The 26417-nt window shown below is 70.0% G+C and carries 30 protein-coding genes; 28 read left to right on the top strand and 2 right to left on the bottom strand.

Annotated elements, in window-relative coordinates; translation table 11 throughout:
* The first annotated feature begins 50 nt into the window (after positions 1–50).
* From secY to glmM, 16 genes are all read left to right on the top strand, one after another.
* Positions 51–1373, top strand: coding sequence for a preprotein translocase subunit SecY (gene secY, locus ASD23_RS12225; protein WP_056010836.1), 1323 nt, complete (start codon positions 51–53; stop codon positions 1371–1373).
* Positions 1370–2005: an adenylate kinase gene (locus ASD23_RS12220; protein ID WP_056010833.1), complete on the top strand. Its 636-nt coding sequence runs from the start codon at positions 1370–1372 to the stop codon at positions 2003–2005. The genes secY and ASD23_RS12220 overlap by 4 nt, the downstream gene beginning before the upstream one ends.
* Positions 2006–2012: 7 nt before the next feature.
* Positions 2013–2840 (top strand): type I methionyl aminopeptidase, encoded by an 828-nt coding sequence (gene map / locus ASD23_RS12215; RefSeq protein ID WP_082571404.1) that lies wholly within the window; start codon positions 2013–2015, stop codon positions 2838–2840.
* A gap of 138 nt (positions 2841–2978) precedes the next feature.
* Entirely contained in the window at positions 2979–4661 is a 1683-nt protein-coding gene (gene ptsP, locus ASD23_RS12210) for a phosphoenolpyruvate--protein phosphotransferase (RefSeq protein WP_056010830.1), read from the top strand.
* Positions 4662–4846: 185 nt separating this feature from the next.
* A complete protein-coding gene (infA, locus tag ASD23_RS12205) occupies positions 4847–5068 on the top strand; it encodes a translation initiation factor IF-1 (RefSeq protein ID WP_021759551.1) in 222 nt (73 codons plus the stop codon).
* A 70-nt stretch (positions 5069–5138) separates the two neighbouring features.
* On the top strand, positions 5139–5255 hold the full coding sequence (gene rpmJ / locus ASD23_RS12200; RefSeq protein WP_005050492.1) for a 50S ribosomal protein L36: 117 nt from the start codon (positions 5139–5141) through the stop codon (positions 5253–5255).
* A gap of 161 nt (positions 5256–5416) precedes the next feature.
* Positions 5417–5797 carry a 30S ribosomal protein S13 gene (gene rpsM / locus ASD23_RS12195; protein WP_056010826.1) on the top strand — a complete coding sequence of 127 codons (381 nt, stop codon included), beginning with the start codon at positions 5417–5419 and terminating at the stop codon, positions 5795–5797.
* Positions 5798–5829: 32 nt separating this feature from the next.
* Positions 5830–6228, top strand: a complete 399-nt coding sequence (gene rpsK, locus ASD23_RS12190; protein ID WP_022889749.1) for a 30S ribosomal protein S11 — start codon at positions 5830–5832, stop codon at positions 6226–6228.
* A gap of 138 nt (positions 6229–6366) precedes the next feature.
* The gene (locus ASD23_RS12185; protein WP_022893850.1) at positions 6367–7353 is read left to right on the top strand and encodes a DNA-directed RNA polymerase subunit alpha; all 987 of its coding nucleotides are present in this window, start codon (positions 6367–6369) and stop codon (positions 7351–7353) included.
* A 50-nt stretch (positions 7354–7403) separates the two neighbouring features.
* Complete coding sequence (gene rplQ, locus ASD23_RS12180; RefSeq protein WP_056010823.1) at positions 7404–7931, top strand: 50S ribosomal protein L17; 528 nt, start codon at positions 7404–7406, stop codon at positions 7929–7931.
* 86 nt (positions 7932–8017) lie between these two features.
* A complete protein-coding gene (locus ASD23_RS12175) occupies positions 8018–9055 on the top strand; it encodes a GNAT family N-acetyltransferase (protein WP_056010821.1) in 1038 nt (345 codons plus the stop codon).
* A 132-nt stretch (positions 9056–9187) separates the two neighbouring features.
* Positions 9188–10492, top strand: a complete 1305-nt coding sequence (locus ASD23_RS12170; RefSeq protein WP_056010818.1) for an acyltransferase family protein — start codon at positions 9188–9190, stop codon at positions 10490–10492.
* A gap of 10 nt (positions 10493–10502) precedes the next feature.
* On the top strand, positions 10503–11540 hold the full coding sequence (locus ASD23_RS12165; protein ID WP_082571402.1) for a tRNA pseudouridine synthase A: 1038 nt from the start codon (positions 10503–10505) through the stop codon (positions 11538–11540).
* A 136-nt stretch (positions 11541–11676) separates the two neighbouring features.
* A complete protein-coding gene (rplM, locus tag ASD23_RS12160) occupies positions 11677–12123 on the top strand; it encodes a 50S ribosomal protein L13 (RefSeq protein ID WP_056010815.1) in 447 nt (148 codons plus the stop codon).
* Positions 12124–12166: 43 nt separating this feature from the next.
* Positions 12167–12652, top strand: a complete 486-nt coding sequence (gene rpsI / locus ASD23_RS12155) for a 30S ribosomal protein S9 (RefSeq protein WP_056010812.1) — start codon at positions 12167–12169, stop codon at positions 12650–12652.
* A gap of 23 nt (positions 12653–12675) precedes the next feature.
* The gene (gene glmM / locus ASD23_RS12150; RefSeq protein ID WP_056010809.1) at positions 12676–14040 is read left to right on the top strand and encodes a phosphoglucosamine mutase; all 1365 of its coding nucleotides are present in this window, start codon (positions 12676–12678) and stop codon (positions 14038–14040) included.
* Positions 14041–14087: 47 nt separating this feature from the next.
* Here glmM and coaA read toward each other — a convergent pair whose 3' ends face one another.
* Positions 14088–15044, bottom strand: coding sequence for a type I pantothenate kinase (coaA, locus tag ASD23_RS12145; protein ID WP_056013123.1), 957 nt, complete (start codon positions 15042–15044; stop codon positions 14088–14090).
* A gap of 58 nt (positions 15045–15102) precedes the next feature.
* On the opposite strand from coaA, the gene glmS reads away from it, so the two are divergent.
* From glmS to ASD23_RS12095, 10 genes are all read left to right on the top strand, one after another.
* Positions 15103–16953, top strand: coding sequence for a glutamine--fructose-6-phosphate transaminase (isomerizing) (gene glmS / locus ASD23_RS12140; protein ID WP_056010806.1), 1851 nt, complete (start codon positions 15103–15105; stop codon positions 16951–16953).
* A 25-nt stretch (positions 16954–16978) separates the two neighbouring features.
* The gene (locus ASD23_RS12135) at positions 16979–17347 is read left to right on the top strand and encodes a holo-ACP synthase (protein WP_056010803.1); all 369 of its coding nucleotides are present in this window, start codon (positions 16979–16981) and stop codon (positions 17345–17347) included.
* Positions 17344–18504 (top strand): alanine racemase, encoded by a 1161-nt coding sequence (alr, locus tag ASD23_RS12130; RefSeq protein ID WP_056010800.1) that lies wholly within the window; start codon positions 17344–17346, stop codon positions 18502–18504. The genes ASD23_RS12135 and alr overlap by 4 nt, the downstream gene beginning before the upstream one ends.
* A 29-nt stretch (positions 18505–18533) precedes the next feature.
* Positions 18534–19067: a tRNA (adenosine(37)-N6)-threonylcarbamoyltransferase complex ATPase subunit type 1 TsaE gene (tsaE, locus tag ASD23_RS12125; RefSeq protein ID WP_235507729.1), complete on the top strand. Its 534-nt coding sequence runs from the start codon at positions 18534–18536 to the stop codon at positions 19065–19067.
* A 10-nt stretch (positions 19068–19077) separates the two neighbouring features.
* Positions 19078–19713 carry a tRNA (adenosine(37)-N6)-threonylcarbamoyltransferase complex dimerization subunit type 1 TsaB gene (gene tsaB / locus ASD23_RS12120; protein WP_056010794.1) on the top strand — a complete coding sequence of 212 codons (636 nt, stop codon included), beginning with the start codon at positions 19078–19080 and terminating at the stop codon, positions 19711–19713.
* Complete coding sequence (gene rimI / locus ASD23_RS12115) at positions 19710–20279, top strand: ribosomal protein S18-alanine N-acetyltransferase (protein ID WP_082571400.1); 570 nt, start codon at positions 19710–19712, stop codon at positions 20277–20279. Before tsaB ends, rimI begins: the two co-directional genes overlap by 4 nt.
* Entirely contained in the window at positions 20276–21343 is a 1068-nt protein-coding gene (tsaD, locus tag ASD23_RS12110; protein WP_056010783.1) for a tRNA (adenosine(37)-N6)-threonylcarbamoyltransferase complex transferase subunit TsaD, read from the top strand. Before rimI ends, tsaD begins: the two co-directional genes overlap by 4 nt.
* 128 nt (positions 21344–21471) lie before the next feature.
* Positions 21472–21960: a DUF4190 domain-containing protein gene (locus ASD23_RS12105; protein WP_056010780.1), complete on the top strand. Its 489-nt coding sequence runs from the start codon at positions 21472–21474 to the stop codon at positions 21958–21960.
* A gap of 7 nt (positions 21961–21967) precedes the next feature.
* Positions 21968–22669 carry a DUF4190 domain-containing protein gene (locus ASD23_RS12100; protein ID WP_056010777.1) on the top strand — a complete coding sequence of 234 codons (702 nt, stop codon included), beginning with the start codon at positions 21968–21970 and terminating at the stop codon, positions 22667–22669.
* Between the two features lie 10 nt (positions 22670–22679).
* Entirely contained in the window at positions 22680–23396 is a 717-nt protein-coding gene (locus ASD23_RS12095; protein ID WP_056010774.1) for a DUF4190 domain-containing protein, read from the top strand.
* A 12-nt stretch (positions 23397–23408) separates the two neighbouring features.
* On the opposite strand, the gene ASD23_RS12090 is transcribed toward ASD23_RS12095, so the two are convergent.
* Positions 23409–24596, bottom strand: a complete 1188-nt coding sequence (locus ASD23_RS12090; RefSeq protein WP_056010771.1) for a class I SAM-dependent methyltransferase — start codon at positions 24594–24596, stop codon at positions 23409–23411.
* A 318-nt stretch (positions 24597–24914) separates the two neighbouring features.
* Between ASD23_RS12090 and groES the strand changes: the two genes are divergently transcribed.
* Positions 24915–25211, top strand: coding sequence for a co-chaperone GroES (groES, locus tag ASD23_RS12085; RefSeq protein WP_056010764.1), 297 nt, complete (start codon positions 24915–24917; stop codon positions 25209–25211).
* A 190-nt stretch (positions 25212–25401) separates the two neighbouring features.
* The gene (rarD, locus tag ASD23_RS12080; protein WP_056013118.1) at positions 25402–26358 is read left to right on the top strand and encodes an EamA family transporter RarD; all 957 of its coding nucleotides are present in this window, start codon (positions 25402–25404) and stop codon (positions 26356–26358) included.
* Positions 26359–26417 lie beyond the last annotated feature (59 nt).

Here is a 26417-nt window from a genome sequence, read left to right as displayed (position 1 = left end):
TGGCTCGAGCCGCATATGGACTGACTCCACACGGAGCAACAGGAGGACGAGTGTTCAACGCCATCGGGCGGATCTTCCGCACGCCGGATCTTCGCCGCAAGCTCGGGTTCACGCTGGGCATCGTCGCCCTGTTCCGGCTGGGTTCGTTCATTCCCGCGCCGTTCGTGGACTTCGGCAACGTTCAGGCGTGTCTCGCCGCGAACCAGTCGGGTGCAGCGGGGCTCTACGACCTCGTGAACCTGTTCTCGGGCGGTGCGCTGCTGCAGCTCTCGATCTTCGCGCTGGGCATCATGCCCTACATCACGGCGTCGATCATCGTGCAGTTGCTGCGCGTCGTGATCCCTCACTTCGAGACGCTCTACAAAGAGGGCCAGGCCGGCCAGAGCCGCCTGACCCAGTACACCCGGTACCTCACGATCGCGCTCGGTGTGCTCCAGTCCACCACGCTGATCACGGTCGCCCGCTCCGGCGCGCTGTTCCCCTCGAGCGCCCCCGAGTGCTCGCAGCTCATCACGAACGACGCCTGGTACGCGATCCTGCTCATGGTCATCACCATGACCGCCGGCACCGGCCTCATCATGTGGATGGGTGAGCTCATCACCGAGCGCGGCATCGGCAACGGCATGTCGCTCCTCATCTTCACCTCGATCGCCGCGACCTTCCCCGGCTCGCTCTGGGCCATCGGCATCGCCCGCGGCTGGGACGTCTTCGCGATCGTGCTGGCGATCGGCCTCCTCGTCGTCGTCGCCGTGGTCTTCGTCGAGCAGTCGCAACGGCGGATCCCCGTGCAGTACGCCAAGCGCATGGTCGGTCGTCGAACGTACGGCGGCAACAACACGTACATCCCGATCAAGGTCAACATGGCCGGCGTCGTGCCCGTCATCTTCGCCTCGTCGCTGTTGTACCTGCCCGCCCTCATCGCGCAGTTCAACACCCCGGCAGCCGGCGAGACGCCGCAGCCCTGGGTCGTCTGGATCACGAACAACCTGACGCAGGGCGGTCACCCGCTGTACATGCTCATGTACTTCCTGCTCATCGTCGGCTTCACGTACTTCTACGTCGCGATCACGTTCAACCCCGACGAGGTCTCCGAGAACATGAAGAAGTACGGCGGGTTCATCCCCGGCATCCGTGCCGGTCGTCCGACCGCCGAGTACCTCGACTACGTGCTCACCCGCATCACGCTGCCGGGCTCGTTCTACCTCGGCTTCATCGCCCTGATCCCGCTGATCGCGTTCGCGATGGTCGGCGCCGACCAGAACTTCCCCTTCGGCGGCGCTTCCATCCTGATCATCGTCGGCGTCGGCCTCGAGACGGTGAAGCAGATCGACGCCCAGCTCCAGCAGCGACACTACGAAGGACTCCTCCGATGACGCCGGCCGCCTCGAACGACACCGCTGCAAGCGGCTCTGCTCGCTTCCTGATCGTCGGACCCCAGGGCTCCGGCAAGGGAACGCAGGGTGTGCTCGTCGCGGACGCGTTCGGAGTGCCGCAGGTCGCCACCGGCGACATCTTCCGCGCGAACGTCGCGGGCGGCACCGAACTCGGCAAGCGAGTGCAGGCGATCATCGAGGCGGGCGACCTCGTGCCCGACGCGCTCACGAGCGAGCTCGTGCGCGATCGCCTCGAGCAGCCGGATGCCGCGCACGGCTTCCTCCTCGACGGATACCCGCGCAACCGTGGCCAGGTCGACGACCTCGACGCGTTCCTCACGGCTCGCGGCGAGGCGCTCGACGCGGTCATCGAGCTCGAGGTCCCGCGCGCGGAGAGCATCGCCCGTCTGCAGCAGCGCGCTGCAGACCAGGGACGCACCGACGACACCGAAGAGGTCATCGCGAACCGACTCGCGATCTACGAGCGGGAGACCGCTCCGATCCTCGATGTCTACCGCGCACGCGGCATCGTCGTGCGCATCGACGGCGTCGGTTCGCTCGACGAGGTGACCGAGCGCATCTTCTCGGCACTCGCTGCACGCGGCCTCGCGCCCAACGGCGTCTCGGCCTGAGCCCTCGGTGTTCCGTCGGTCGATCTACAAGTCGCCTGCAGAGCTCCGCTCGATGCGAGCGGCCGGTGAACTGACCGCTGCGGCACTCGCGGAGACGCGCAGGCTGCTGGCGCCCGGAGCGACACCGCTCGAGCTCGACGCCGCAGCCGAGCGCGTGATCCGCGGCGGCGGTGGGATTCCGAACTTCCAGTTGGTCCCCGGCTACCGACACACGTTGTGCGTCTCGGTCGACGACGACGTCGTGCACGGCATTCCCGGTGATCGTCCGTTCCGTGCCGGCGACATCGTCTCGGTCGACGGCGGGGCGGAGCTCGACGGCTGGAACGGAGACTCGGCGTTCACGGTCGTGCTGCCGGACGTTGCGCGACCCGACGTCGTCGCCTCCCGCGAAGAGCTCAGCCGCGTCACCGAGCAGGCTTTGTGGGTCGGCATCGCGGCACTCGCACGCGCATCCCACCTCAACGACGTCGGCGCCGAGATCGAGGACTTCGTTCGGGGCGAAGGCGCCTACGGCATCCTCACCGACTACGTCGGACACGGCATCGGGCGTTCGATGCACGAGGAGCCGCCCGTCTTCAACTATCGCGTGGATCGTCGGGGGCCCGCGGTCAAGCCGGGGCTCGTGGTGGCGATCGAGCCGATGATCGTCGCCGGTTCCATCGACACGTTCACACGCGACGACGACTGGACCGTGACGACCTCCGACGGTGCGGACGCCGCCCACTGGGAACATTCGGTCGCGGTGCACGCCGGCGGCATCTGGGTGCTGACGGCGCCCGACGGGGGCGCCGCAGGACTCGCGCCGTTCGGCATCCGTCCCGCGCCCATCGGCTGAGTCGTTCGCGAGTCCACTCCGAATCCGCAGGTCACGCCCGCCGTGGATCACCGTTGCATGTACGGAGTCCCTCCCGGTCGTCGCTCCCCGAAGACTAGGGTGAATGGAGAACGGATACTCACGACGGAGGCCGGGCGGATGATGGAGATCACGGGCATCGGGATCGGCCAGGGGGTGGCCATCGGTGCAGTCGTGCGCATGGCGGACCGTCTGCCCGAACCGGCCGACGTGCCGACATCGCTCGATCCCGAACGCGAGACCGAGCGCGCGACGAACGCGCTGTCCGCCGTCGCCGTCGATCTCACGCAGCGCGGAGCGGCAGCCGGCGGTGCGGCCAAGGACGTGCTCGAGGCGCAGGCCATGATGGCCGAAGACCCGAGTCTCTTCGATCTCGTGACCGTGAGGCTTGCGAACGGGGCGACGGCGGAGCGAGCGGTGTTCGAGGCGTTCGCCGCATTCCGCGGTCTGCTCGCCGACATGGGCGGGTACATGGGGGAGCGGGCCGCCGATCTCGACGACATCTCGCAGCGCGTCATCGCGGAGTTGATGCAGGTGCCGGCTCCGGGGGTCCCCGATCCCGGGCATCCGTTCGTGCTCGTCGCACACGATCTCGCTCCTGCCGACACGGCGGTGCTCGACCTCGACCTGGTGCTCGCCCTCGTGACCGTCGAAGGAGGACCGACGTCGCACACGGCCATCCTCGCTCGCGAGAAGTCCATCGTCGCCGTGGTCGGTGCGAGCGATGCCGCGCACCTCGTCGACGGCGACACCGTCGTCGTGGACGCCGCCCGTGACGTCGTCGTCGCCTCGCCCACCGACGAGGTGCTGGCGGCCGCGCAGGCCCGGATCGCCGAGCGCGCGAGCCGGGCCGCCGCGCCGCTGGCACCCGGTGCACTCGCCGACGGCACGCCGGTGCCGTTGCTCGCGAACCTCGGTTCCGTCGCGGGTGCCGCCGACGCCGTCCGACTCGGCGCAGAAGGGGTCGGGCTCTTCCGTACGGAGTTCCTGTTCCTCGATGCCGAGACCGCGCCGACCGCATCCCGCCAGCAGGCCGAGTACACGCGGCTGCTCGCGGCATTCCCTCGGCGGAAGGTGGTGGTCCGCGTGCTCGACGCGGGTGCGGACAAGCCGCTGGCCTTCGTCAACGATGCCCCCGAGTCGAACCCCGCCCTCGGGCTCCGCGGCATCCGTGCACTGAGGCGTGCCGAGCCGGTCCTGCGCGACCAGCTCACGGCGCTCGCCGCCGCCGCCGCCGCGACGGAGGCCGAGCTCTGGGTCATGGCGCCGATGATCGCGACGGTCGAGGAGACGCGGTACTTCACCGCCCTTGCGAAGGAGCTCGGCATTCGGGTCGCGGGGGTGATGGTCGAGACCCCGTCGGCCGCACTCATCGCTGACCGGATTCTCGCGGCGGCCGACTTCGCCTCGATCGGCACGAACGACCTCACCCAGTACACGATGGCCGCCGACCGCCTGCTCGGGACGGTCGCGGCGCTGCAGGACCCCTGGCACCCCGCGGTGCTCCGCTTGATCGCCGAAGTGGGAGCAGCGGGCGCGGCGCAGGGGAAGCCCGTCGGCATCTGCGGCGAGGCCGCGGCCGATCCGCTGCTGGCCGTCGTGCTCGTCGGCCTCGGCGCCACCAGCCTGTCGATGTCGCCCTCGGCGCTCGCCGACGTGCGGGCTTCGTTGTCCCGGTTCAACCTGAGCGAGGCGAAGACGCTCGCGCGGGCGGCTCTCGTCGCAGATGGGGCGCTCGAGGCGCGAGCAGCTGCGGCCTCTGCGGCCGCGGAGATCGTCTCGCGCGAGGCATCCGGCACCTAGCAGGTCGGGTCGCCGGCGCCCTTCGCGCACTCGACTGGCGAAAACGCTCGGAATCACCTAGAGTTGACCCTTGGTGTTCTGCACGCCTGCTTCGGCATGCCTGACGGCCCCTCTCCAGGGGAAATCGGCTCGGTGAGCAGAACCATCGCACGACCAGCATCCCAACTCCAAGCGATAGTGAGGCTATGGCCAAGAAAGACGGCGTCATCGAGATCGAAGGCTCGGTTGTCGAGGCCCTCCCGAACGCGATGTTCCGGGTGGAACTCACGAACGGACACAAGGTCCTCGCGCACATCTCAGGAAAGATGCGCCAGCACTACATCCGCATCCTCCCCGAGGACCGCGTGATCGTCGAGCTGAGCCCATACGACCTGACGCGCGGCCGCATCGTCTACCGCTACAAGTAACGGCTGCTCGGAAAGTAACGGCCCGCGACATCTCGCGGGTACGAGGACAGCGACACATCAAGGAACAATCGTGAAGGTCAACCCCAGCGTCAAGCCCATCTGCGACCACTGCAAGGTGATTCGCCGCCACGGCCGCGTCATGGTCATCTGCAAGTCGAACCCGCGCCACAAGCAGCGCCAGGGCTAGTCACCAGACGGCGGGGCGCACGCGCTCCGCATCCCCATAACTGAATACATCGGCAACGCCAGAACCGCAGACATCCACGGATGTCGCGGGGACACCTCGGGTCGGAGGCTCGGGCACCGGCGTTGCTCCACACCTCCACTTCGAAACAGGAGAAGCCACACATGGCACGTCTGGCAGGAGTCGACATCCCGCGCGAGAAGCGCGTGGAGATCGCACTGACTTACATTTACGGCGTCGGCCGCACGCGAGCGCTCACCACGCTCGCCGAGACCGGCATCGACGGAAACATCCGCGTGAAGGACCTCAGCGACGAGCAGCTCGTCGCGCTGCGCGACTACATCGAGGGCAACTTCAAGGTCGAGGGTGACCTCCGCCGCGAGGTCGCAGCAGACATCCGCCGCAAGGTCGAGATCGGCTCGTACGAGGGCATCCGCCACCGTCGCGGTCTCCCGGTCCGCGGCCAGCGCACCAAGACCAACGCTCGTACCCGCAAGGGCCCGAAGCGCACCGTTGCCGGCAAGAAGAAGCCCGGCCGCAAGTAACCGCTCGTCGCCAGATCTAGGAGATTTCACACATGGCAGCACCCAAGGCGGCTACTCGCAAGCCGCGCAAGAAGGAAAAGAAGAACATCGCCGTGGGCCAGGCCCACATCAAGTCGACGTTCAACAACACGATCGTCTCGATCACCGACACCAACGGTGCCGTGATCAGCTGGGCCTCCTCCGGTGGCGTCGGCTTCAAGGGCTCGCGCAAGTCGACCCCGTTCGCCGCACAGCTCGCCGCCGAGTCGGCCGCGCGCCAGGCGCAGGAGCACGGCATGAAGAAGGTCGACGTGTTCGTCAAGGGTCCCGGCTCCGGCCGCGAGACCGCGATCCGCTCGCTCCAGGCCGCGGGCCTCGAGGTCGGCAGCATCAACGACGTGACGCCCCAGGCTCACAACGGATGCCGCCCGCCCAAGCGTCGCCGCGTCTGATTCCCTCCCGGTGATCGAGGAGCAGTCCGGCTCAGCCGGGCTCTCCTCGATCGCCGGGACATCCGTTCTCTCACACAACTCAAGATCCTCGTACTCGCAGGTGTCATATAGCGGACACCCTGCCGAAAGGAATCAACAGTGCTGATCGCACAGCGCCCGACGCTCACCGAAGAGAACATCTCGGAGTTCCGTTCGCGTTTCGTGATCGAGCCCCTCGAGCCGGGCTTCGGTTACACCCTGGGCAACTCGCTCCGTCGCACCCTCCTCTCCTCGATCCCCGGCGCAGCCGTGACGAGCATCCGCATCGACGGCGTGCTCCACGAGTTCTCGACCGTTCCGGGCGTGAAGGAGGATGTCACCGAGATCATCCTCAACATCAAGAACCTGGTCGTCTCCAGCGAGCACGACGAGCCGATCACCGCGTACCTGCGCAAGCAGGGTGCCGGTGAGGTCACCGCAGCCGACATCTCCGCTCCGGCGGGCGTCGAGGTGCACAACCCCGAGCTGGTCATCGCGACGCTCAACGACTCGGCGAAGTTCGAGCTCGAGCTCACGATCGAGCGCGGCCGCGGCTACGTCTCGGCCAGCCAGAACCGCAACGAGTACTCCGAAGCCGGCCAGATCCCGGTCGACTCGATCTACTCGCCGGTCCTGAAGGTCACCTACCGCGTCGAGGCCACCCGCGCCGGCGAGCGCACCGACTTCGACCGCCTCGTGGTCGACGTCGAGTCGAAGCCGGCCATCACGCCGCGCGACGCGATCGCCTCGGCGGGACGCACGCTCACCGAGCTGTTCGGTCTCGCCCGCGAGCTGAACACCGCTGCCGAGGGCATCGAGATCGGCCCCGCGCCGGTCGACGCCGTGCTCTCGAGCGAACTCTCGATCCCGATCGAAGACCTCGACCTCTCGGTGCGCAGCTACAACTGCCTGAAGCGCGAGGGCATCAACACGGTGTCCGAGCTCGTCGCCCTGTCGGAGTCGCAGCTCATGAACATCCGCAACTTCGGCCAGAAGTCGGTGGATGAGGTCAAGGACAAGCTCACCGAAATGGGCCTGTCGCTGAAGGACTCCGTCCCCGGATTCGACGGGGCCCACTTCTACACGGGCTTCGACGACGAGAACTAGGCAGACCTCGCGGTCGCCCACCAACCCCCACCTACTGGAGAGAACGAACCATGCCGAAGCCCACGAAGGGCCCCCGCCTCGGAGGCGGCCCCGCCCACGAGCGGTTGATGCTCGCGAACCTCGCTGCAGCGCTGTTCACGCACAAGCGCATCACCACCACCGAGACGAAGGCCAAGCGCCTCCGCCCGCTGGCCGAGCGTCTCGTGACGTTCGGCAAGCGCGGCGACCTGCACGCGCGCCGTCGCGTGCTCGCCGTCATCGGCGACAAGACCGTCGTGCACGAGCTGTTCACGGTCATCGCCCCCCAGGTCGCCGACCGTGAGGGCGGCTACACCCGCATCACGAAGATCGGCAACCGCAAGGGCGACAACGCGCCCATGGCGGTCATCGAGCTCGTGCTCGAGCCCGTGACCCCGAAGAAGCGCGCCGCGAAGCCGGCCGCCGCCGAGGCGCCCGTCGCCGAGGAGGCTCCGGCCGAGGTCGTCGAGGAGACGACCGAGGTCGAGGCGACCGACGCAGCCGCAGAGGAGACGACCGAGGTCGTCGCCGACGAGGCCGAGGCCGCAGAGGCCAAGTAGTCTCTCGCTTCATCACGAAGGGCCCCGGTGCGAGCACCGGGGCCCTTCGTCGTCCCCGCAGCGAGGTCGCCGTCTAGTCTTGAGCGGTGACCGAGCACGAACTCTCGCCCCTCTCCGAGCGCGTCTCGCCCCCCGACTCGCTCCCGAGCCTCGCGCATCCCGACGTCACCGCCTGGCGCCCCGTGGGCGACGACGACCTCGACCTGATCGAGGCACTCGAGGCGGCCATGGCGGCCGTCGATCATCCCGAGTACGCCGTGCCGCGGGACGAGCTCGCCGATGATCTCGGGATGTCGTTCGTCGACCGTGAGCGCGACACGATCGTCGCCCTCGATGCCGGTGGTCGCGCAGTGGCGTGGGGCGCGGCCTACCACCCGCCCGGCCGCGACACGCTCGTGCGCTCGATCCTCGTCGGCGGGGTGCACCCCGAGCTGCGCGGCCGCGGCATCGGCCGCGTGCTCATGGCGTGGCTCCGTGCTCGGGGCGAACAGCAGCTCGCCGCGTCCGCGCTCCGGCTCCCCGGGTGGATCATGGCCTTCTCCGACGACCGTGCCCGCGGGGCCGGACCGTTGTTCGAGTCGGCGGGCTTCGCCCCGGCTCGGTACTTCGCCGGGCTGCGGCGCGATCTCGTTGAACCGCTCGCCGCCGTCCGCGCCGGCGAGGGGATCCGCGTCGAGGTGCTGCGACCGGAACGCGTTGACGAGGTGAGGGCGGCGCGCAACGACGCCTTCCGCGATCACTGGGGCAGCCAGCCGAGATCCGAGGAGGAATGGCGCGTGTTCGCCTCGAGCGCCGTGTTCCGCGCGGACCTCTCCGTCATCGCCGTCGACGAGGCGAGCGATCGCGTGGTGGGGTTCGTGCTGGCCGAGGTGAACGAAGCCGACTGGGCTGGACAGGGGTTCTCGAGCGTGCACGTTCCGCTCGTCGGCGTGGTGCGCGGCCATCGCGGGCGCGGCGTCGCCAAGGCGCTCCTGGCGGCACATCTCGTTGCCGCACGTGCCGCACGGATCGAGTACTCGACGCTCGAGGTCGATGCCGCGAGCCCGACCGGCGCATTCGCGCTGTACGAGCGCATGGGATTCCGTGCGGCGACCACCGAGACCAGTTACACGATCGTCGTCTGACACCACCGAAGACGATCGCGGATGCCGCGGCGCGAGTGCCGCGAACACGCCGTTCCTGCGTTTCGGGGCTGATGACGATGTGCCAGAATCTGTTCTCGGTACCGCCGTCAACGGTGCTCGCAGAGGAGCAGCGTGGCCGCCGTTCGCATCCCGGTCGACCGGGATCTCTCGATCGATTTCGCCCGTGCCTTCTGTCTGCCGATCGTGGTGCTGCTGCATGCCCTGCAGATGGGCATCGGCGGGGATCCGCTGCGCGCGTTCAACGCGCTCGACGGTTTCGAACCGCTCGCCTGGGCGACCTGGCCGCTCATGATCATGCCCGTGTTCTTCATCTGCGGAGGCTTCGCCTCGATCACGCAGTGGCGGCGGTTGCGCGGACACGGCGAGACCGTCGCCCACTACGTCCGGATCCGCGCCATCCGCTTGGCGCAGCCCGTGGTGGGGGTCGTCGCGGCCGTCGGAGCGGTGCTCTCGGTCATGTTCCTCGCGGGCGTCGACGAGGAGTTCCTCCGAACGTTCGCGGTGCGGCTCGCCGAACCGCTCTGGTTCATTCCCGTCTACCTGATCTGCACGGCATTCGTGCCGATGATGTCGTGGCTGCATCGCCACGCTCCATGGCCGGCCTACCTCGGGCTCGTGGGGGCGGTCGTCGTCGTCGACGTGCTCACGCGCGGGTTCGACGTGCCGGTCGGCGCCCTCAACTGGATCTTCGTGTGGCTGTTCGCCCAGCAGCTCGGATTCGGCCTCCGCGACGGCTGGTTCGCCCGTCGCTCGCGACTGGTGCTCCTCGCCGTCGCCGCCGGGGCGTACGTCGTCATCGGGGTGCTCGTGACCTGGTTCGGGTACTCGCACGACATGCTCGACAACCTCAATCCGCCGACTTTGGCGATCCTCGCCCTCGCGCTCGGGCAGGCCTGCCTGTTCGCGCTCGCCCAGCCCCTCATCCGGCGCATGATGCAGTGGCGGCCGATGCTGGGCGCGGTCTTCGTCTTCGGCGTCTACGGCATGGTCATCTATCTCTGGCACACGTTCGCGATGGCTGTCGTGACGGCCCTGCACCTCGCGTTCGGGCTGCCGTTCCCGCCGGTGCTGTCGCCGGCGTGGTGGGCGACGCGTCCGCTCTGGATCGCCGCCATCGCCGTCGTGATCGCCGGATGCTGCATGATCGTGCCGCGCGTCGAGTCGCGGTGGCCGAAGCCGATCGACCGGCGAACCCCGCTCGCTGCGGTCCTGTTGTGGAGTGCGTGCGCGGTGGCCGGCGTCGGGGTGCTGCTCGTGCTCGGCTACCTCCCGTGGCAGAACGGACTGCTGGGGTGGGCGCTCGTGACCGTCGCGGTGGTCGCGCTCATCGTGGGCGGCCCCGGATCGCGCGTGCAGAACACCGTCACGGCGCCCGAGGTGCGGAGCCCGGCGTCGTCCACCGTCGCGCGCTCGTAGGCTTGAGGGCATGGTCGCCCCCGAACCCGTCGCATCGCCAGGCCCCGGTCCCCGCCCGGAGCCAGGCGCCGGCGCGTCCGGCGACGGTGCCTCCGACGCCGAGCAGGTCCGCCTGCGGCTCGCGATCGCGTACGACGGCACGGACTTCAACGGATGGAGCCGTCAGCCCGGGCTGCGCACGGTCCAGGGGGTCGTCGAAGAGGCCTTGGGGGTGCTCTTCCGGCGCACGGGCACGTCGCCGCGACTGACGGTCGCCGGGCGCACCGATGCCGGCGTGCACGCCGTCGGACAGGTGGCCCACTTCGACGTTCCGCCGGCGGCACTGGCGTCGGTGACGCGGCCGCGCCGTGGGCACGACTCCGGGCCGGATGACGCGGAGCCCCCCGGAGTGCTGCTCCGCCGGCTCACCGGAATCATCGGGGCATCCGATTCCGATGTCGTGGTGACGGCGGCCTCGCTCGCGCCCGACGGGTTCGACGCGCGCTTCTCCGCCATCTGGCGCCGCTACGAGTACCGCATCGCGGACTCCGCCGCCGCGCGCGATCCACTGGATCGGCACCGTACCGTCTGGCGTCCGCGCGGACTCGACACGGAGCGAATGGATGCCGCAGCGCACACCCTGCTCGGCCTGCACGACTTCGCCGCGTTCTGCAAGCCGCGGGCCGGTGCCACGACCATCCGCACCCTGGAGTCCTTCCGATGGCGACGCGACGCCGATGGCGTGCTCGTGGCATCGCTGCAAGCCGACGCCTTCTGCCATTCGATGGTTCGCGCGCTGATCGGAGCCGCGGTCGCGGTCGGCGAGGGCCGCCTCGACGTCGATGCTCCCGCCGAGCTGCTGCGCGCCGGGGAGCGGACGAACGCGTTCATGGTCATGCCGGCGAAGGGGCTCGTGCTCACCGAGGTCGGCTACCCCGATGATCACGAACTCGAGATCCGGGCGGCGCAGACGCGAGCGCGGCGCCGACTCCACGTCCAGGTCGACGATGAGGCGGATGCGGGGGGGGTGAGGCGGCGTCGATTGGACGCGTGCCCCTCGAGCCGCTAAGCTTGCCCTTTGGTGCCGTCCTCTGCGGCGGCATCCGAAGTTGAGCCCTCCACCAGGGCGTTCGAACGCATCGCGGTCGAACACCCACCGGAGTGGGATTCACGAACCCCTCACTCGATCAGAAAGCAGTAGTTCCGTGACGCGCACGTTCACTCCCAAGCCGTCCGACATCCAGCACGACTGGGTCGTCATCGACGCAACCGATATCGTTCTCGGTCGCCTCGCGAGCCACACCGCAGCCCTGCTGCGCGGCAAGCACAAGGCGATCTTCGCGAACCACGTCGACACCGGTGACTTCGTCATCATCGTCAACGCCGACAAGGTGGCCCTCACCGGCCAGAAGCTCGAGCAGAAGAAGGCCTACCGCCACTCGGGCTACCCGGGCGGTCTCACGGCCGTCAGCTACGCCGAGCTCCTCGAGAAGAACCCCGTCCGCGCCGTCGAGAAGGCGATCCGCGGCATGCTCCCGAAGAACTCGCTCGGTCGGGCCCAGCTCAAGAAGCTGAAGGTCTACACCGGCCCGGAGCACCCGCACGCGGCTCAGCAGCCGAAGCCGTACACCCTCACCCAGGTCGCCCAGTAATTCCGGCACCCTCGACGTTCTCGAAATAAGGATTCACACCACCATGGCGAAGATCGCAGACCAGATCGAAGCGGCTCCCGAGAGCTACACCACCGAGAGTGCCCCCGAGGCAGCTCCCACCGCCCCCCGGGCCGTGCTCAACGTGTCGGGCGCGGCCGTCGGCCGTCGCAAGCAGGCGATCGCCCGCGCGCGCCTCGTTCCCGGCGCCGGCAACATCACCGTCAACGGCCGCGAGTTCGCGGCCTACTTCCCCAACAAGCTGCACCAGCAGCTCATCACCGACCCGTTCACGGTGCTCGAGCTCATCGGCTCGTACGACGTGGTCGCGAAGATCACGGGTGGCGGCCCCTCGGGCCAGGCAGGCGCGCTGCGTCTCGCCATCGCCCGTGCACTGAACGAGATCGACCGCGAGAACAACCGCGCGACGCTCAAGAAGTCGGGCTTCCTCACGCGTGACGCTCGCGTCATCGAGCGCAAGAAGGCCGGTCTCAAGAAGGCCCGCAAGGCGCCGCAGTTCTCGAAGCGCTGATCCCAGCGTCCGGTTCTCCGTACATGCCTCGGCTTTTCGGAACCGACGGGGTCCGGGGCCTGGCCAACCGTGAACTCACGGCTGACCTGGCCCTGGGCCTCGCCCAGGCGGCTGCCGCCGTCCTCACCCAAGGGCGCCACGCCGACGAGCTTCGCGCCGCCGGCCGGCGTCCGGTCGCCGTCGTGGCACGCGATCCGCGTGTCTCCGGCGAGTTCCTCACGGCCGCCGTGTCGGCCGGACTCGCGAGCTCCGGTGTCGACGTGCTCGACGCCGGGGTCATCCCGACCCCCGCGACGGCGTTCCTCATCGACTCGATCCGCGCCGACTTCGGCGTGATGATCTCGGCGTCGCACAACCCTGCGCCCGACAACGGCATCAAGTTCTTCTCCTACGGCGGCACGAAGCTTCCCGATGAGGTCGAAGACCGCATCGAGTCGTTCCTCGGCAAGCAGAAGCTCGCTCCCGTCGGCGACGGCGTCGGTCGCATCCGTCGGTTCGCCGATGCCGAGGACCGCTACGTCGTGCACCTGCTCGGTACGCTGCCGCACCGCCTCGACGGCCTCAAGGTCGTGCTCGACTGCGCCCACGGCGCGGCCGCGGGCGTCTCGCCCGAGACGTTCAAGGACGCGGGCGCCGAGGTCATCGTCATCGGGGCCGACCCCGACGGCATGAACATCAACGACGGCGTCGGCTCGACGCACCTCGAGCAGCTGCAGGCCGCCGTCATCGAGCACGGCGCCGACCTCGGCATCGCCCACGACGGCGACGCCGATCGCTGCCTCGCGGTGGACGCCGACGGCAACATCATCGACGGCGACCGGATCATGGCGATCCTCGCCGTCTCGATGAAGGAGCGCGGCACGCTCACCGACGACACGCTCGTCGTGACGGTCATGTCGAACCTCGGCCTGCGACGTGCGATGGCCGAGCACGGCATCCGCGTCGTCGAGACCAAGGTCGGCGACCGCTACGTGCTCGAAGCGCTCGCGGCCGAAGGCCTCGCGCTCGGCGGCGAGCAGTCGGGCCACGTCATCATGAGCGAGTTCGCCACGACCGGCGACGGAGTGCTGACGGGCCTGCACCTCGCGGCCGAGATGGCGCGCACGGGCAAGTCGATCGCCGAGCTCGCCTCGGTCATGACGGTGTACCCGCAGGTGCTCGTGAACGTTCGCGGGGTCGACCACCACGCCCTGGGCGCCGACGCGGAGATCGCCGCCGCGGTGGCCGCCGTCGAGGCCGAGCTCGGAGACAGCGGCCGAGTGCTGCTGCGCCCCTCGGGCACCGAGCCGATGGTTCGCGTCATGGTCGAGGCCGCCGACCAGGAGGCCGCCGAGCGGCACGCCGAGTCCCTCGCCGCCGTGGTGCGCGAGCGACTCTCCATCGCCTGATCCGACGCATCCCTCCGGGCGCCTCGCGCTCGGAGGGATGCGCTCGTTCAGAGCTTGCGGAGCAGCACGCTCGAGACCGTGTGGTCGGAGCCCTTCCGGAGCACGAGCGACGCGCGTGAACGCGTCGGACGGATGTTCTGCAGCAGGTTCGGCTCGTTGATCGAGTGCCAGATCTCGCGCGACCTCGCCCGCGCCTCGGCCTCGGTGAGGCTCGCGAATCTGTGGAAGTACGAGCGCGGGTTCGCGAACGCGCCCCGCTGCAGCTTCAGGAAGCGCTCCTCGTACCACCGGGCGATGTCGCTCGTGCGGGCGTCGACGTAGATCGTGAAGTCGAAGAGGTCGCTGACCGCGAGACGGTGGCCGGGGCCGGGAGGCTGCAGCACGTTCAGGCCCTCGACGATGAGCACGTCGGGCCGGCGCACGGTGATCTGCGCATCCTTCACGATGTCGTAGGCGAGATGCGAGTAGAACGGTGCGCGCACCTCGGCGGCGCCCGCCTTGACCTCGCTCACGAAGCGCAGGAGCGCCCGACGGTCGTAGGACTCGGGGAAGCCCTTGCGCGCCATGAGCCCTCGGCGCTCGAGCTCGGCGTTGGGGAAGAGGAATCCGTCGGTCGTGATGAGCTCGACGCGAGGCGTGTGCTCCCAGCGGGCGAGCAGCTCGCGCAGCAGCCGCGCGATGGTCGACTTGCCGACCGCGACGGAGCCGGCGACGCCGATCACGAAGGGCGTCGACTCGAAGCGCTCTCGGAGGAACTCGCTCGTGACCTTGTGCAGCGACTTCGTTCCGCCGACGTAGAGGTTCAGCAGTCGGCTGAGCGGCAGGTAGACCTCGGCGACCTCGCGCGGATCGAGCGGCTCGCCGAGCCCGCGCAATTGCACGATCTCGGTCTCCCGCAGGGGAGCGGGCATCGACGGCGCGAGCGCGGCCCAATCGGCACGATCGAGCTCGATGAAGGGAGAGATCTGCGCCGCGTGCGACGACGGACTCTGCGGATCGGGCACCGTGCCAGTGTAGTCAGGCGGAGCGGGCACCCAGCAGCGCGCCAGTAGAATCGCCTCCATGTGTGGAATCGTCGGATACGTCGGAGAGCGCAACAGCCTCGACGTCCTTATGGGAGGCCTTCGTCGCCTCGAGTACCGTGGCTACGACTCGGCAGGAGTGGCGATCGTCGATGACGACGGCGTCATGGAGACCGCCAAGCGAGCCGGCAAGCTCAAGGTGCTCGCCGACGAACTCGAGGCGAACCCCCTGCACCGGGGCGGCACCGGCATCGGCCACACGCGTTGGGCGACGCATGGCGGCCCGACCGACGGCAACGCCCACCCGCACCTCGGAGACGAGGGCCGGCTCGCGCTCATCCACAACGGCATCATCGAGAACTTCTCCGAGCTGAAGGCCGAACTCCTCGCCGAGGGGCACACCTTCGAGAGCGAGACCGACACCGAGGTCGCCGCGGTGCTCCTCGGCCGCGAGTACCAGTCGACCGGCGACCTGCGTGCCGCCTTCCGCAACACCGTCTCGCGCCTCGACGGCGCCTTCACGCTGCTCGCGGTGCACCGCTCGGAGCCGGGCGTGGTCGTCGGCGCGCGCCGCAACTCGCCGCTCGTGATCGGTCTCGGCGACGGCGAGAACTTCCTGGGGTCGGATGTCGCGGCGTTCGTCGAGTACACGAAGCGCGCCCTGGCGATCGGCCAGGACCAGATCGTGGCGATCACCGCGGACGAGGTCGTCGTCACCGACTTCGACGGGCAGCCCGTCGAGGTCGAGCCGTTCGACGTGGCCTGGGACGCCTCGGCCGCCGAGAAGGGCGGCTGGTCGTCGTTCATGCGCAAGGAGGTCTCGGAGCAGCCCGAGGCCGTCGCGAAGACCCTGCTCGGCCGGGTCGTCGACGACCAGGTGGTGATCCCCGAACTCGAGTCGTTCGGCGATGACGAGCTCCGCGGCATCCGTCGCGTCACGGTCATCGCGTGCGGCACCGCCTCCTACGCCGGCATGGTCGCGAAGTACGCGATCGAGCAGTGGGCACGAGTGCCGGTCGAGATCGAGCTCAGCCACGAGTTCCGCTATCGCGAGCCGGTGCTCGACGACCACACGCTCGTCGTCTCGATCAGCCAGTCCGGCGAGACCATGGACACGCTCATGGCCGTGAAGTACGCCCGCGAGCAGGGCGCCCGCACGATCTCGATCTGCAACACGCAGGGCGCCACGATTCCGCGCGAGTCCGACGCCGTCGTCTACACGCACGCCGGCCCCGAGGTCGCAGTGGCCTCGACGAAGGCGTTCGTCGCGCAGATCGCCGCGCTCTACCTCTTCGGGCTGCACCTCGCGCGCGTGCGCGGCACGCTGTCGGCCGAGGAGATCGCCGTCCAGCTCCACGAGCTCCAGGCGGTGCCCGAGAAGCTCGAACTCGTGCTCGCCGAATCCGAGAAGGTCGCGCAGCTCGCGCACTGGATGGCGGACACCCGTTCGGTGCTCTTCCTCGGTCGCCATGTCGGCTACCCGATCGCGCTCGAGGGTGCGCTGAAGCTCAAGGAGCTCGCGTACATCCACGCGGAGGGCTTCGCCGCGGGCGAGCTCAAGCACGGTCCGATCGCCCTCATCGAGCCGGGCCAGCCTGTCTTCGTGGTCGTCCCGAGCCCGCGCGGCTCGGCGACGCTGCACCCGAAGGTCGTCTCGAACATCCAGGAGATCCGCGCTCGCGGCGCGCGGGTCATCGCGATCGCCGAGGCAGGTGACGCCGCGGTGCTGCCGTTCGCCGACGAGGTGCTGCGCATCCCGCTCGCGGCGCCGCTCTTCGAGCCGCTGCTCGCCGTGGTGCCGCTGCAGATCTTCGCGATGGAGCTCTCGCAGGCGAAGGGCCTCGACGTCGACCAGCCGCGCAACCTCGCGAAGTCGGTCACGGTCGAGTGAGCGTGCGGGTGCGGGAGACGGCGCCGTGATCGCGGGAATCGGCATCGATGTCGTCGACATCGCCCGGTTCGAGCGGTCGCTGGCCCGGACTCCCGCACTCCGCGAACGCCTGTTCGCTGAGAGCGAACGCGACCGCCCGGCCCGGTCGCTCGCCGCCCGGTTCGCGGCGAAGGAGGCGCTCATCAAGGCGCTCGGCGGCAACCCCGTCATCAGGTGGCACGACATGCGCGTCGTGCAAGACGTGCACGGCAACCCCGACTTCGAGCTGTCGGGCGCGATCGCCGAGCTCACCCGCAGCCTCGGCATCGATCGGGTGCATCTCACGATGAGCCACGACGCGGGCATCGCGAGCGCCTTCGTCGTGCTCGAGACCGGCACGGGGAGCGCATCGTGACCGCGGCGCCGCACTCAGCGGCTCCGGATGCCGCGGCGTCGCCGTTCCGCGAAGCGGTCGTCGATCTCGATGCCGTGCGCGAGAACATCCGCATGCTCGCCGCGGCCGTGGCACCCGCGCGCACGATGGCCGTGGTCAAGGCGAACGCCTACGGACACGGCGCCGTGCCGGTGGCCCGAGCCGCGCTCGAGGGCGGGGCCGAGTGGCTCGGCGTCGCCGACATCGCCGAGGCGCACGCGCTCCGCGATGCTGACATCGGTGCGCCGGTCCTCGCGTGGCTCCACGACCCGGGCGCCGACTTCGGTCCCGCGATCGCGCGCGACATCGACCTCGGCGTCTCCTCGCTCGGCCAGCTCGAGGCGATCGCCGACGCCGCGGCATCCGTCGGTCGAACCGCCAGGGTGCACCTGAAGCTCGACACCGGACTCAGCCGCAGCGGCGTGGCACCCGAGCACTGGGCGGGCACCGTCGCGCGCGCGGCCGAGCTCGAGGTCGCGGAACACGTGCTCGTGCGCGGTGTGTTCAGTCACCTCGCGAACACCTCGCCCGACGAGGACGCCGCGCAGCTCGCGGCGTTCGAGCACGGGGTCGAGCAGGCGCGCGCCGCCGGGCTCCGACCCGAGCTGCGGCACCTCGCCTCGACGGCAGGGGCGCTGCGCCTGCCCGCTACACGTCTCGACCTCGTGCGCATCGGCATCGGCGCGTACGGCATCCCCCCGTTCTGCGACGGCACGACCGCCGCGGAGCTCGGCCTCCGCCCGGCGATGACCCTGCGGGCGCGAGTCGCCGCGGTGCGACGCGTCGAGCCCGGCACCGGCGTCTCCTACGGGCACACCTGGCGCGCCGATCGCCCGACGAACCTCGCGCTCGTGCCGCTCGGCTACGCCGACGGCATCCCGCGCCAGGCCTCGAGCCGAGCCGAGGTCTGGATCGCGGGTGCCCGGCGCCCGGTCGTCGGCCGGATCGCGATGGACCAGTTCGTGGTCGACGTCGGCGATGATCACGTCGCGACGGGCGACGAAGTCGTGCTGTTCGGCGACCCGCGAACGGGAGCGCCGTCGGCCGACGACTGGGGCGACGCCGCCGACACCATCGGCTACGAGATCGTCACCCGCATCGGCCCGCGCGTGCCCCGCCGCTACCTCGGCGAGGCCTGATGCGGTTCGAGGCGTCCGACACAGAGGCCATGGAGGCCTTCGGTCGCGAACTCGGCGGCGTGCTGCGGGCCGGCGACGTCGTCGTGCTCACCGGCCCGCTCGGCGCGGGCAAGACCACGCTCACCCGTGGCATCGGCGCCGGACTCGGCATACGCGGGCCGGTGCAGAGCCCGACGTTCGTGCTCGCGCGCACGCACCCGAGTCTCGTCGGCGGTGCTCCGCTCGTGCACGTCGACGCGTACCGGCTCGGCAGCGCGGCCCTGCTCGAGGACCTCGACCTCGACTTCGACCACTCGGTCGTCGTCGTGGAGTGGGGCGCCGGTCTCGTGGAGGACATGACCGACTCCTGGCTCGAGATCGTCATCGAGCGACCGACGGGAGCGAGCGTCGTCGATCCGCCAACGGATGTCGCGGGCAGCGCGTCCATCGACGGCGACGGCGACGTCGACGCCGACGACCGCGTCGGCCTCGAGCCGGCACTCGACGCCGACGAACCCCGCATCGTCACCGCGACCGGACACGGCCCCCGCTGGGCGGACACCCCGTACGCTCCGCCCGCGTAGGCTTGAGGGCATGCTTCTCGCGATCGACACCTCGACGGGCACGAGTGTCGCCGTCGTCGATCGCGATCCGGCCACGGGCGAACTGCGCCGCCTCGCCGAGACCGGCACCGACGACACGATGCGGCACGCCGAAGTGATCGGCGGGTTCATCAGGGATGCGCTCGCGGCATCCGGCATCGATCGCCGTGAGCTGTCAGGCGTCGCCGCGGGCATGGGGCCGGGGCCGTTCACGGGCCTTCGCGTCGGCATCGCGGCCGCCCACGCCTTCGCCCTCGGCATCGACCGGCCCTTCGTGCCCGTGGTCAGCCACGATGCGATCGCCTGGAGCAGGTACTCGTCCGGCGACGCCGGACCGCTGCAGGTCGTCACCGACGCGCGTCGACGCGAGTTCGCCGTCTCCGAGTACGACGGACTCGACGGCGACGGGCTGCCCGTGCGCATCGCCGGCCCCGGGCTCGTGCCGCGCGGCGAGGTGCCCGCGGCACGCGGCATCCGCTTCGACGCGACGATCGTGTCGGCAGGCGCCATCGGCATGCTCGCCGAGCTCGCATACGCGGCGCGGCGACTGCCGCTCACGACCGATGCGCCGATCTACCTGCGCGCGCCCGACGTGACGCCATCGGCCGGCAAGAAGGTGCTGCGATGAGCGTGTTCATGCGGCGTGCGAAGGTCGGCGACCTCGACCGCATCATGGTGCTCGAGCGCGAGACCTTCGAAGACGATGCGTGGCCCGAAGACGCGATGCGCCGCGAGCTCGAGAGCCCCCATGCGTTCTACCTCATCGCGGTCGATGACGAGGCCGACGACGAGTCGGCCCGGCTGCTCGGCTACGCCGGCCTCCTCGCGCCCAAGGGCGGCGGACAGGGCGACATCCAGACGATCGCGGTCGCGCCGGCGATCCGCGGCATCGGGCTCGGACGCGGGCTCATGCATGCGCTGATCACCGAGGCCCGCCGCAGGCACGTCGCCGAGATCTTCCTCGAGGTGCGCGCCGACAATCCCATCGCCCGCGCACTCTACGAGTCGCTCGGCTTCGAGGAGATCGGCATCCGTCGTCGCTACTACCGCGGCGGCATCGACGCCGTGCACATGCGACTCACGGTGCCGCCGGCGGTGGCCCGGCCCGCCGGGGCCGGCGCAGCAGGCGCGACGGGCGCGGCATCCGCCGAGCGGGTCGCGCTCGACTCGCGAGACACGGAGTCGAAGCGATGAACCGCGAGGCGCCGCTGATCCTCGGCATCGAGACCTCGTGCGACGAGACCGGCGTCGGCATCGTCCGCGGCACGACGCTGCTCGCCAACACGATCGCCTCCTCGATGGACGAGCACGCACGCTACGGCGGCATCGTCCCCGAGGTCGCCGCGCGGGCCCACCTCGAAGCGCTCGGCCCGACGATCCGCGCGGCGCTCGCCGAGGCATCCGTTTCCCTCGACGAGCTCGACGCCGTGGCGGTGACGAGCGGCCCGGGCCTCTCCGGCGCGCTCATGGTGGGCGTCGGCGCCGCGAAGGCCCTCGCGCTCTCGCTCGACGTGCCGATCTACGCGGTGAACCACCTCGTCGGCCACGTCGGCGCCGACCTGCTCGACACCGCCGCGCCGCTCGAGACGCCGACGGTGGCGCTGCTCGTCTCCGGCGGGCACACCTCGCTGCTGCTCGTGCGCGATCTCGTCTCCGACGTCGAGCTGCTCGGAGAGACGATCGACGACGCGGCCGGCGAGGCCTTCGACAAGGTCGCCCGGCTCCTCGGGCTGCGCTACCCGGGCGGCCCCGAGATCGACCGGGCCGCGATCGGCGGCGATCCGCGTGCCATCCGCTTCCCGCGTGGACTCACGCAGCCGAAGGACCTCGCGGCCCACCGCTACGACTTCAGCTTCTCCGGCCTGAAGACGTCCGTCGCGCGCTGGGTCGAACAGCGTGAGGCGGCCGGTGAACCCGTGCCGCTCGCCGACGTCGCGGCGAGCTTCCGCGAGGCGGTCGTCGACGTGCTCGTCTCCAAGGCGATCGCCGCATGCACCGAGCTCGGCGTTCCGCGCCTCCTGCTCGGCGGCGGCGTGATCGCCAATGCGCGCCTCCGCGAGGTGGCGATCGAGCGAGCGGATGCCGCGGGCATCGCCCTCCGCATTCCGCCGCTGTCGCTCTGCACCGACAACGGCGCGATGATCGCGGCCCTCGGCGCGCAGCTCGTCATGGCGGGACATCCGCCGTCGACGCTCGATTTCGGAGCCGACTCGACCCTGCCGGCCACCGAGATCCAGATGGCGGCAGGTACCGCGTAGTCCGTGCGCCCGCGCGCGCGGCGCGATAGTGTGTGCGGGAGACCGGATGCCGCCGTCGCTGACGGCGCCCGACTGCGCCTGCCACTGTGGCGGGAACGCATTCGTCCACATCGAGGGGAACCCACACCGTGACCGATCCGAACCTTCCTGAGCAGCCCGCCGTTCCGCCGGTCCCGCCCGTGCCGCCGGCTTCTGCGCCGGTCCCGCCGGCCGCACCGGCCGCACCCGTGCCGCCGGCCGCAGCTCCCGCTGCTCCCGAGGCGCCGGTGTACGGCCAGCCCGCACCCGCCGCACCCGCCTACGGGCAGGCTCCGCCCGCCGCGCCCGCGTACGCCTCCGCACCGGCCAAGCCGGCGCAGGTGCTCAGCATCCTGTCGCTCGTGGGCGGCATCGTCGGCATCGTCGGGTCGTTCTTCTACTTCGGCCTGCTCTTCTCGATCGCCGCGGTCGTGCTCGGCTTCATCGCCAAGAAGAAGGAGCCGGCGTCGAAGGGCATGTGGCTGACCGGCATCATCCTCGGCTTCGTGGGCATCCTCATCGGCGTCATCTTCATCATCATCGCGATCATCGCGTTCGCCGTCCTCGCGAGCTACGGCAACACGTACGGAACCTACTGAGGCAGCCATGAGCGACCCCAAGAACCCTGATCTCCCCGAGGAGCCCGAGGTGCCCGAGGTGCCTGAGCCCCTGGTGCCGAGCGAGCCCGAGCCCGACCTGCCGAGCGTGCCGGAGCCGACGGCGCCGAACGAGCCCGAACCGGTCGTCCCCGTCGAGGCGGCTCCCGTCGCCTCGGCGCCCGACGTGCCAGAGGTCCCGTCGGCACCCGAGCCCCCCGCAGCACCCGAGCCCCCCGCGCCGCCGGCTCCGCCTGCCCCGCCCGCTGCTCCGAGCTACGGCGCACCCGTGCCGCCCGCTCCGCCGAGCTACGGCGCTCCGACGCCGCCCGCCCCGCCGGCATACGGCGCTCCTGCGCAGCCGGCCTCACCGGCGTACGGCGCTCCCGCGCAGCCCGCCTACGGTGGCGCGTACGCTCCTGCCGCGCCGTCGAAGCCGACACCCGTGCTCAGCCTGATCTCGCTCATCGCGGGCATCGTGGGCGTGCTCGGCTTCTTCGTCGTCTTCATGCCGTTCATCGGAGGCATCCTGCAGCTCTTCATCCCGGCTGCCGCCGTCGTGCTCGGCTTCCTCGGCAAGAAGAAGGAACCCGCCGCCAAGGGCATGTGGCTCACCGGCATCATCCTCGGCTTCGTCGGCATCGGCATCGCGCTGCTGTCGCTCGTGCTGTGGGGCGTGTTCTTCGCCGGCTACGGGGACTACTACTACTGAGGGGCATCCGATGACCGAGCGTGAGGGGGCTTCGCCCGACGGCGAGTCCCCCGAACGCGTTCAGGGGGCTTCGCCCGACGGCCAGTCCCACGAGTCCATCGATCGCGTTTCGGGGGAGCGCGCTTCGCCCGACGGCGAGACCCACGAGTCCATCGATCGCGTTTCGGGGGAGCGCGCTTCGCCCGACGGCGAGACCCACGAGGCCACCGATCGCGTTTCGGGGGGCGGCGAGTCGACGGCCATGCCGACGCCGCCCTTCCGGGCGCCGTCGGCTTCGACCGATGAGTCGGCCGAAGCTCTGGCGACGACCGACCCGCTCGCCCCGTTCCAGCCGGCGGAGCCGACGTTCCGGGCCGAGCCCGCCGTGCGCGAGTTCGAGGTGCCGTTCGACACGGGTCAGCTGCAGTCGATCTCGACCGGCCAGCTCCTCATCGTGCACCGACCGGGCCTCGACACGGTCGAAGAGGCCGAGGAGCAGACGCAGCGGCGGGTGTACAGCTGGGTGGCTGCGGTCGTCGGCATCCTCGGCGCGGCGGCCTCGCTCTTCGTCGGCTGGATGCTGCCGCTCTCGATCGCCGCGATCGTGTTCGGCGTACTCGGGCTCCGCCGCGAGGAGCACGGCCGCACGCTCGCCTTCGTCGGCATCGGCACCGGGCTCGCCGGACTCGTGTTCTCGGCCGTCTGGATCGGCTACTACGCGATCGTCTTCGGGGCGCTCCCGCGCTGATCCCGCGCGTCGTCAGATTCGCTCGACGAGCAGTGCGACGTGTCGACCGGCCTCTCGCGTCAGCACGATGGTCGCGGAGGCGGCGCCCTTCAGCTTCAGCCGTGTGCGGAGCTGCGCCGGGTCGACATCGACGCCTCGCTTCTTGATCTCGAGCGTGCCGACACCACGTGCCGCGAGGGCCTGGCGCAACTGGCGTTCGTCGGCCGGCAGCCGTTCGAGCACGCGGAATCCGCGAGCGAACGGCGAGTCGAACGCGGTGTCGGACGTCAGGTAGGCGATTCCCGAGCTCAGCATCCACGCGCCGTTCGCGCGCGCGAGGTCGCCGATCAGGCGAGCCCGGATCACCGCGCCGTCGGGCTCGTAGACGTATTCGCCGAGCGGCCCGACGGGAGCATCCTCGCTGTCGGCGTCGGCGGTCAGCTCCTGCGCGGCGTCGCCGCGGATGACGAGCGCGGCGCGGCGGATGCCTGGCCGGGCGACCGATCCCAACCAGACGCCGAGCTCGACGAGATCGCCGTCGACCGAGACCCACTGCGCCTCGGCGTCGGACGGGATCACGTCGCGGTCGGTACCCGGACCGAGCTTCACGCCGGCGGGCATGCGCTCGCCGAGGCCGAAGGCGAAGTCGAGCGAGGGGGAGTAGGCCGAGGCATCCGCGAGCCTCGTCGTCGTGCCACCGGTGGTCGTGCGTCTCGCCGGGTCGAGCCAGGCGCCGTCGATCCCGCCGAGGGCGACATTCTCGGCGGCCTCGTGCAGCACGCGGACGTGGGAGAACGGCGTGAGGTTGTAGGCGGCGATCGCGGCGGTGACCTCGTCGGCCTCGGCCGCGGTGACCTCGAGGTCGATGGCGGCCATCGCCAGCGCATCGCCGCCGATGCCGCAGCCGAGGTCGGCGACGTGGCGCACGCCGGCGCGCGAGAATCGCCCGGCATGCAGGGCTGCGACCTTCAGTCGGGTGGCCTGCTCGAGCCCGGCCTCGGTGAAGAGCATGCGCGAGGCGAACGGGCCGAACTTCGCCTCGGCCTTCGCGCGGAGCTTCGCCTGGCTGAGCACGGCGGCGACGAGGGTCGGCGGGTGCCCCTGCTTGCGGAGGTCTGCGACGGTCTTGACGATGTCGGCCTTCGAATCCCAGTCGGGCAGTCCGTCGAGCAGGGTGAGGCCCTCAGGGGAGAGCAGTTCGACGAGTTCGGCGCGATCCACCCGGCAACGCTAGCACCGCGGGCCCGACGGCACGGTGCGATACGAATCCCCATCCCGGCGGCAACGCTAGCACCGCGAGCCCGACGGCACGGTGCGATACGAATCCCCATCCCGGCGGCAACGCTAGTACCGCGAGCCCGACGCTCGGCTGCGGTGGAGCCCTCGCGTCGGGCTGTGTTTCGCCAGTGGCTGAACGGGCTGGCACTCACGTTGCACGAGTGCCAAATCGCGCCTAGACTCGCCTTAGCACTCTCGCTCTGAGGCTGCTAACCAAGTCTTCGTCAAGACAGTTTTCTTCACAGAGAGAAGGGGTCAACCGTGTCGGTTTCCATCAAGCCGCTCGAGGATCGCATCGTCATCAAGCAGGTCGAGGCCGAGCAGACCACCGCATCCGGTCTGGTCATCCCCGACACTGCCAAGGAGAAGCCCCAGGAGGGCGAGGTCGTGGCAGTGGGCCCCGGCCGCATCGATGACAACGGCAACCGCGTCCCGCTCGACGTCGCAGTCGGCGACAAGGTGATCTACTCGAAGTACGGCGGCACCGAGGTCAAGTTCGGCGGCGAGGACCTCCTCGTCCTGTCGGCTCGCGACGTGCTCGCCGTCGTCGTCCGCTGACGCGCGACACGATCGATCCGAGGCCCGGACACCCCATGGGGTGTCCGGGCCTCGTCGTATTCCGGGCCCCGAGCGCCGCGACATCCGCTGCGTCTGCGAATGTACCGGCGCACCGCCGCGGCCGCGCCTCGACCCGGCAGGGCTGACCGGCCCGCCGATCGCGGTCGGTGCTCGGGCGTAGTCTGTGCAGGTGTCATCCCGCTCCGAGACCCAGGTCCCCTCTGCGGCGAGTCCGCCGGACGGCGTCAGCCGCTCGGGGCTCGTCTATGCCATCGCCGCCTACGGGCTCTGGGGCTTCCTGCCGATCTACTTCATCGCGCTGGCTCCGTCCGGCCCGGTCGAGATCGTGGCGTGGCGGGTGCTCTTCTCGCTCGTCTTCTGCGCCCTGCTCATCCTGGTGACGCGGGCCTGGCGTGCGCTCGCCGTGCTGCTCCGCGATCGGCGCATCGTGCTCACGATGGGCCTCGCGGGCGTGCTCATCTTCATCAACTGGCAGACCTACGTGTTCGCCGCGACGACGAACCAGGTCGTCGAAGCGTCCCTCGGCTATTTCATCAACCCCATCGTCACGGTGTTCCTCGGCGTCTTCGTGCAGCGCGAGCGACTGAATCCGACGCAATGGACCGCGGTCGGCATCTCGATCGTCGCGGTGATCGTGCTCGCCCTCGGCTACGGGCAGCTGCCGTGGATCGCGCTCGTCCTGGCGTTCTCGTTCGGGTTCTACGGCCTCATCAAGAAGCGCGTCGGGCCCAAGGTCGATGCCGTCTCGGGCCTGACGCTCGAGACCGTCTGGCTGGCGCCGCTCGCGGTCGTGCAGCTCGTCTTCGTGGCGATGACGACCGGGCTCACGATCGGCACCGTCAGCGTGTGGCACACGCTCCTCCTGATCGGGCTCGGCGCGGTCACCGCGGTGCCCCTCCTGCTGTTCGCCGCGGCCTCGCGCCGGTTGCCGCTCATCTTCATGGGCTTCATCCAGTACTTCGCGCCGTTCATCCAGTTCCTCGTCGGGGTGCTCATCCTGCAGGAGCCGATGCCGCCGGAGCGCTGGGTCGGATTCGGACTGGTGTGGCTCGCGCTCATCGTACTGACGGTCGACCTCATCCGCGGCGTGCACGCCTCGCGCAGGGTGATCGCCGAGCCCGCCTGAGGCGTCGTCGAGCCCTGCGAACGACGCGGCGACGCGGTCGGGCGAGCGGATGCCGCGTG

It is taken from the genome of Agromyces sp. Root1464, from assembly GCF_001427265.1.
In the GTDB taxonomy this organism is placed as follows: domain Bacteria; phylum Actinomycetota; class Actinomycetes; order Actinomycetales; family Microbacteriaceae; genus Agromyces; species Agromyces fucosus.
Note: the sequence above shows the minus strand (reverse complement) of the source record. Positions and strands in the feature narration are given on the sequence as shown.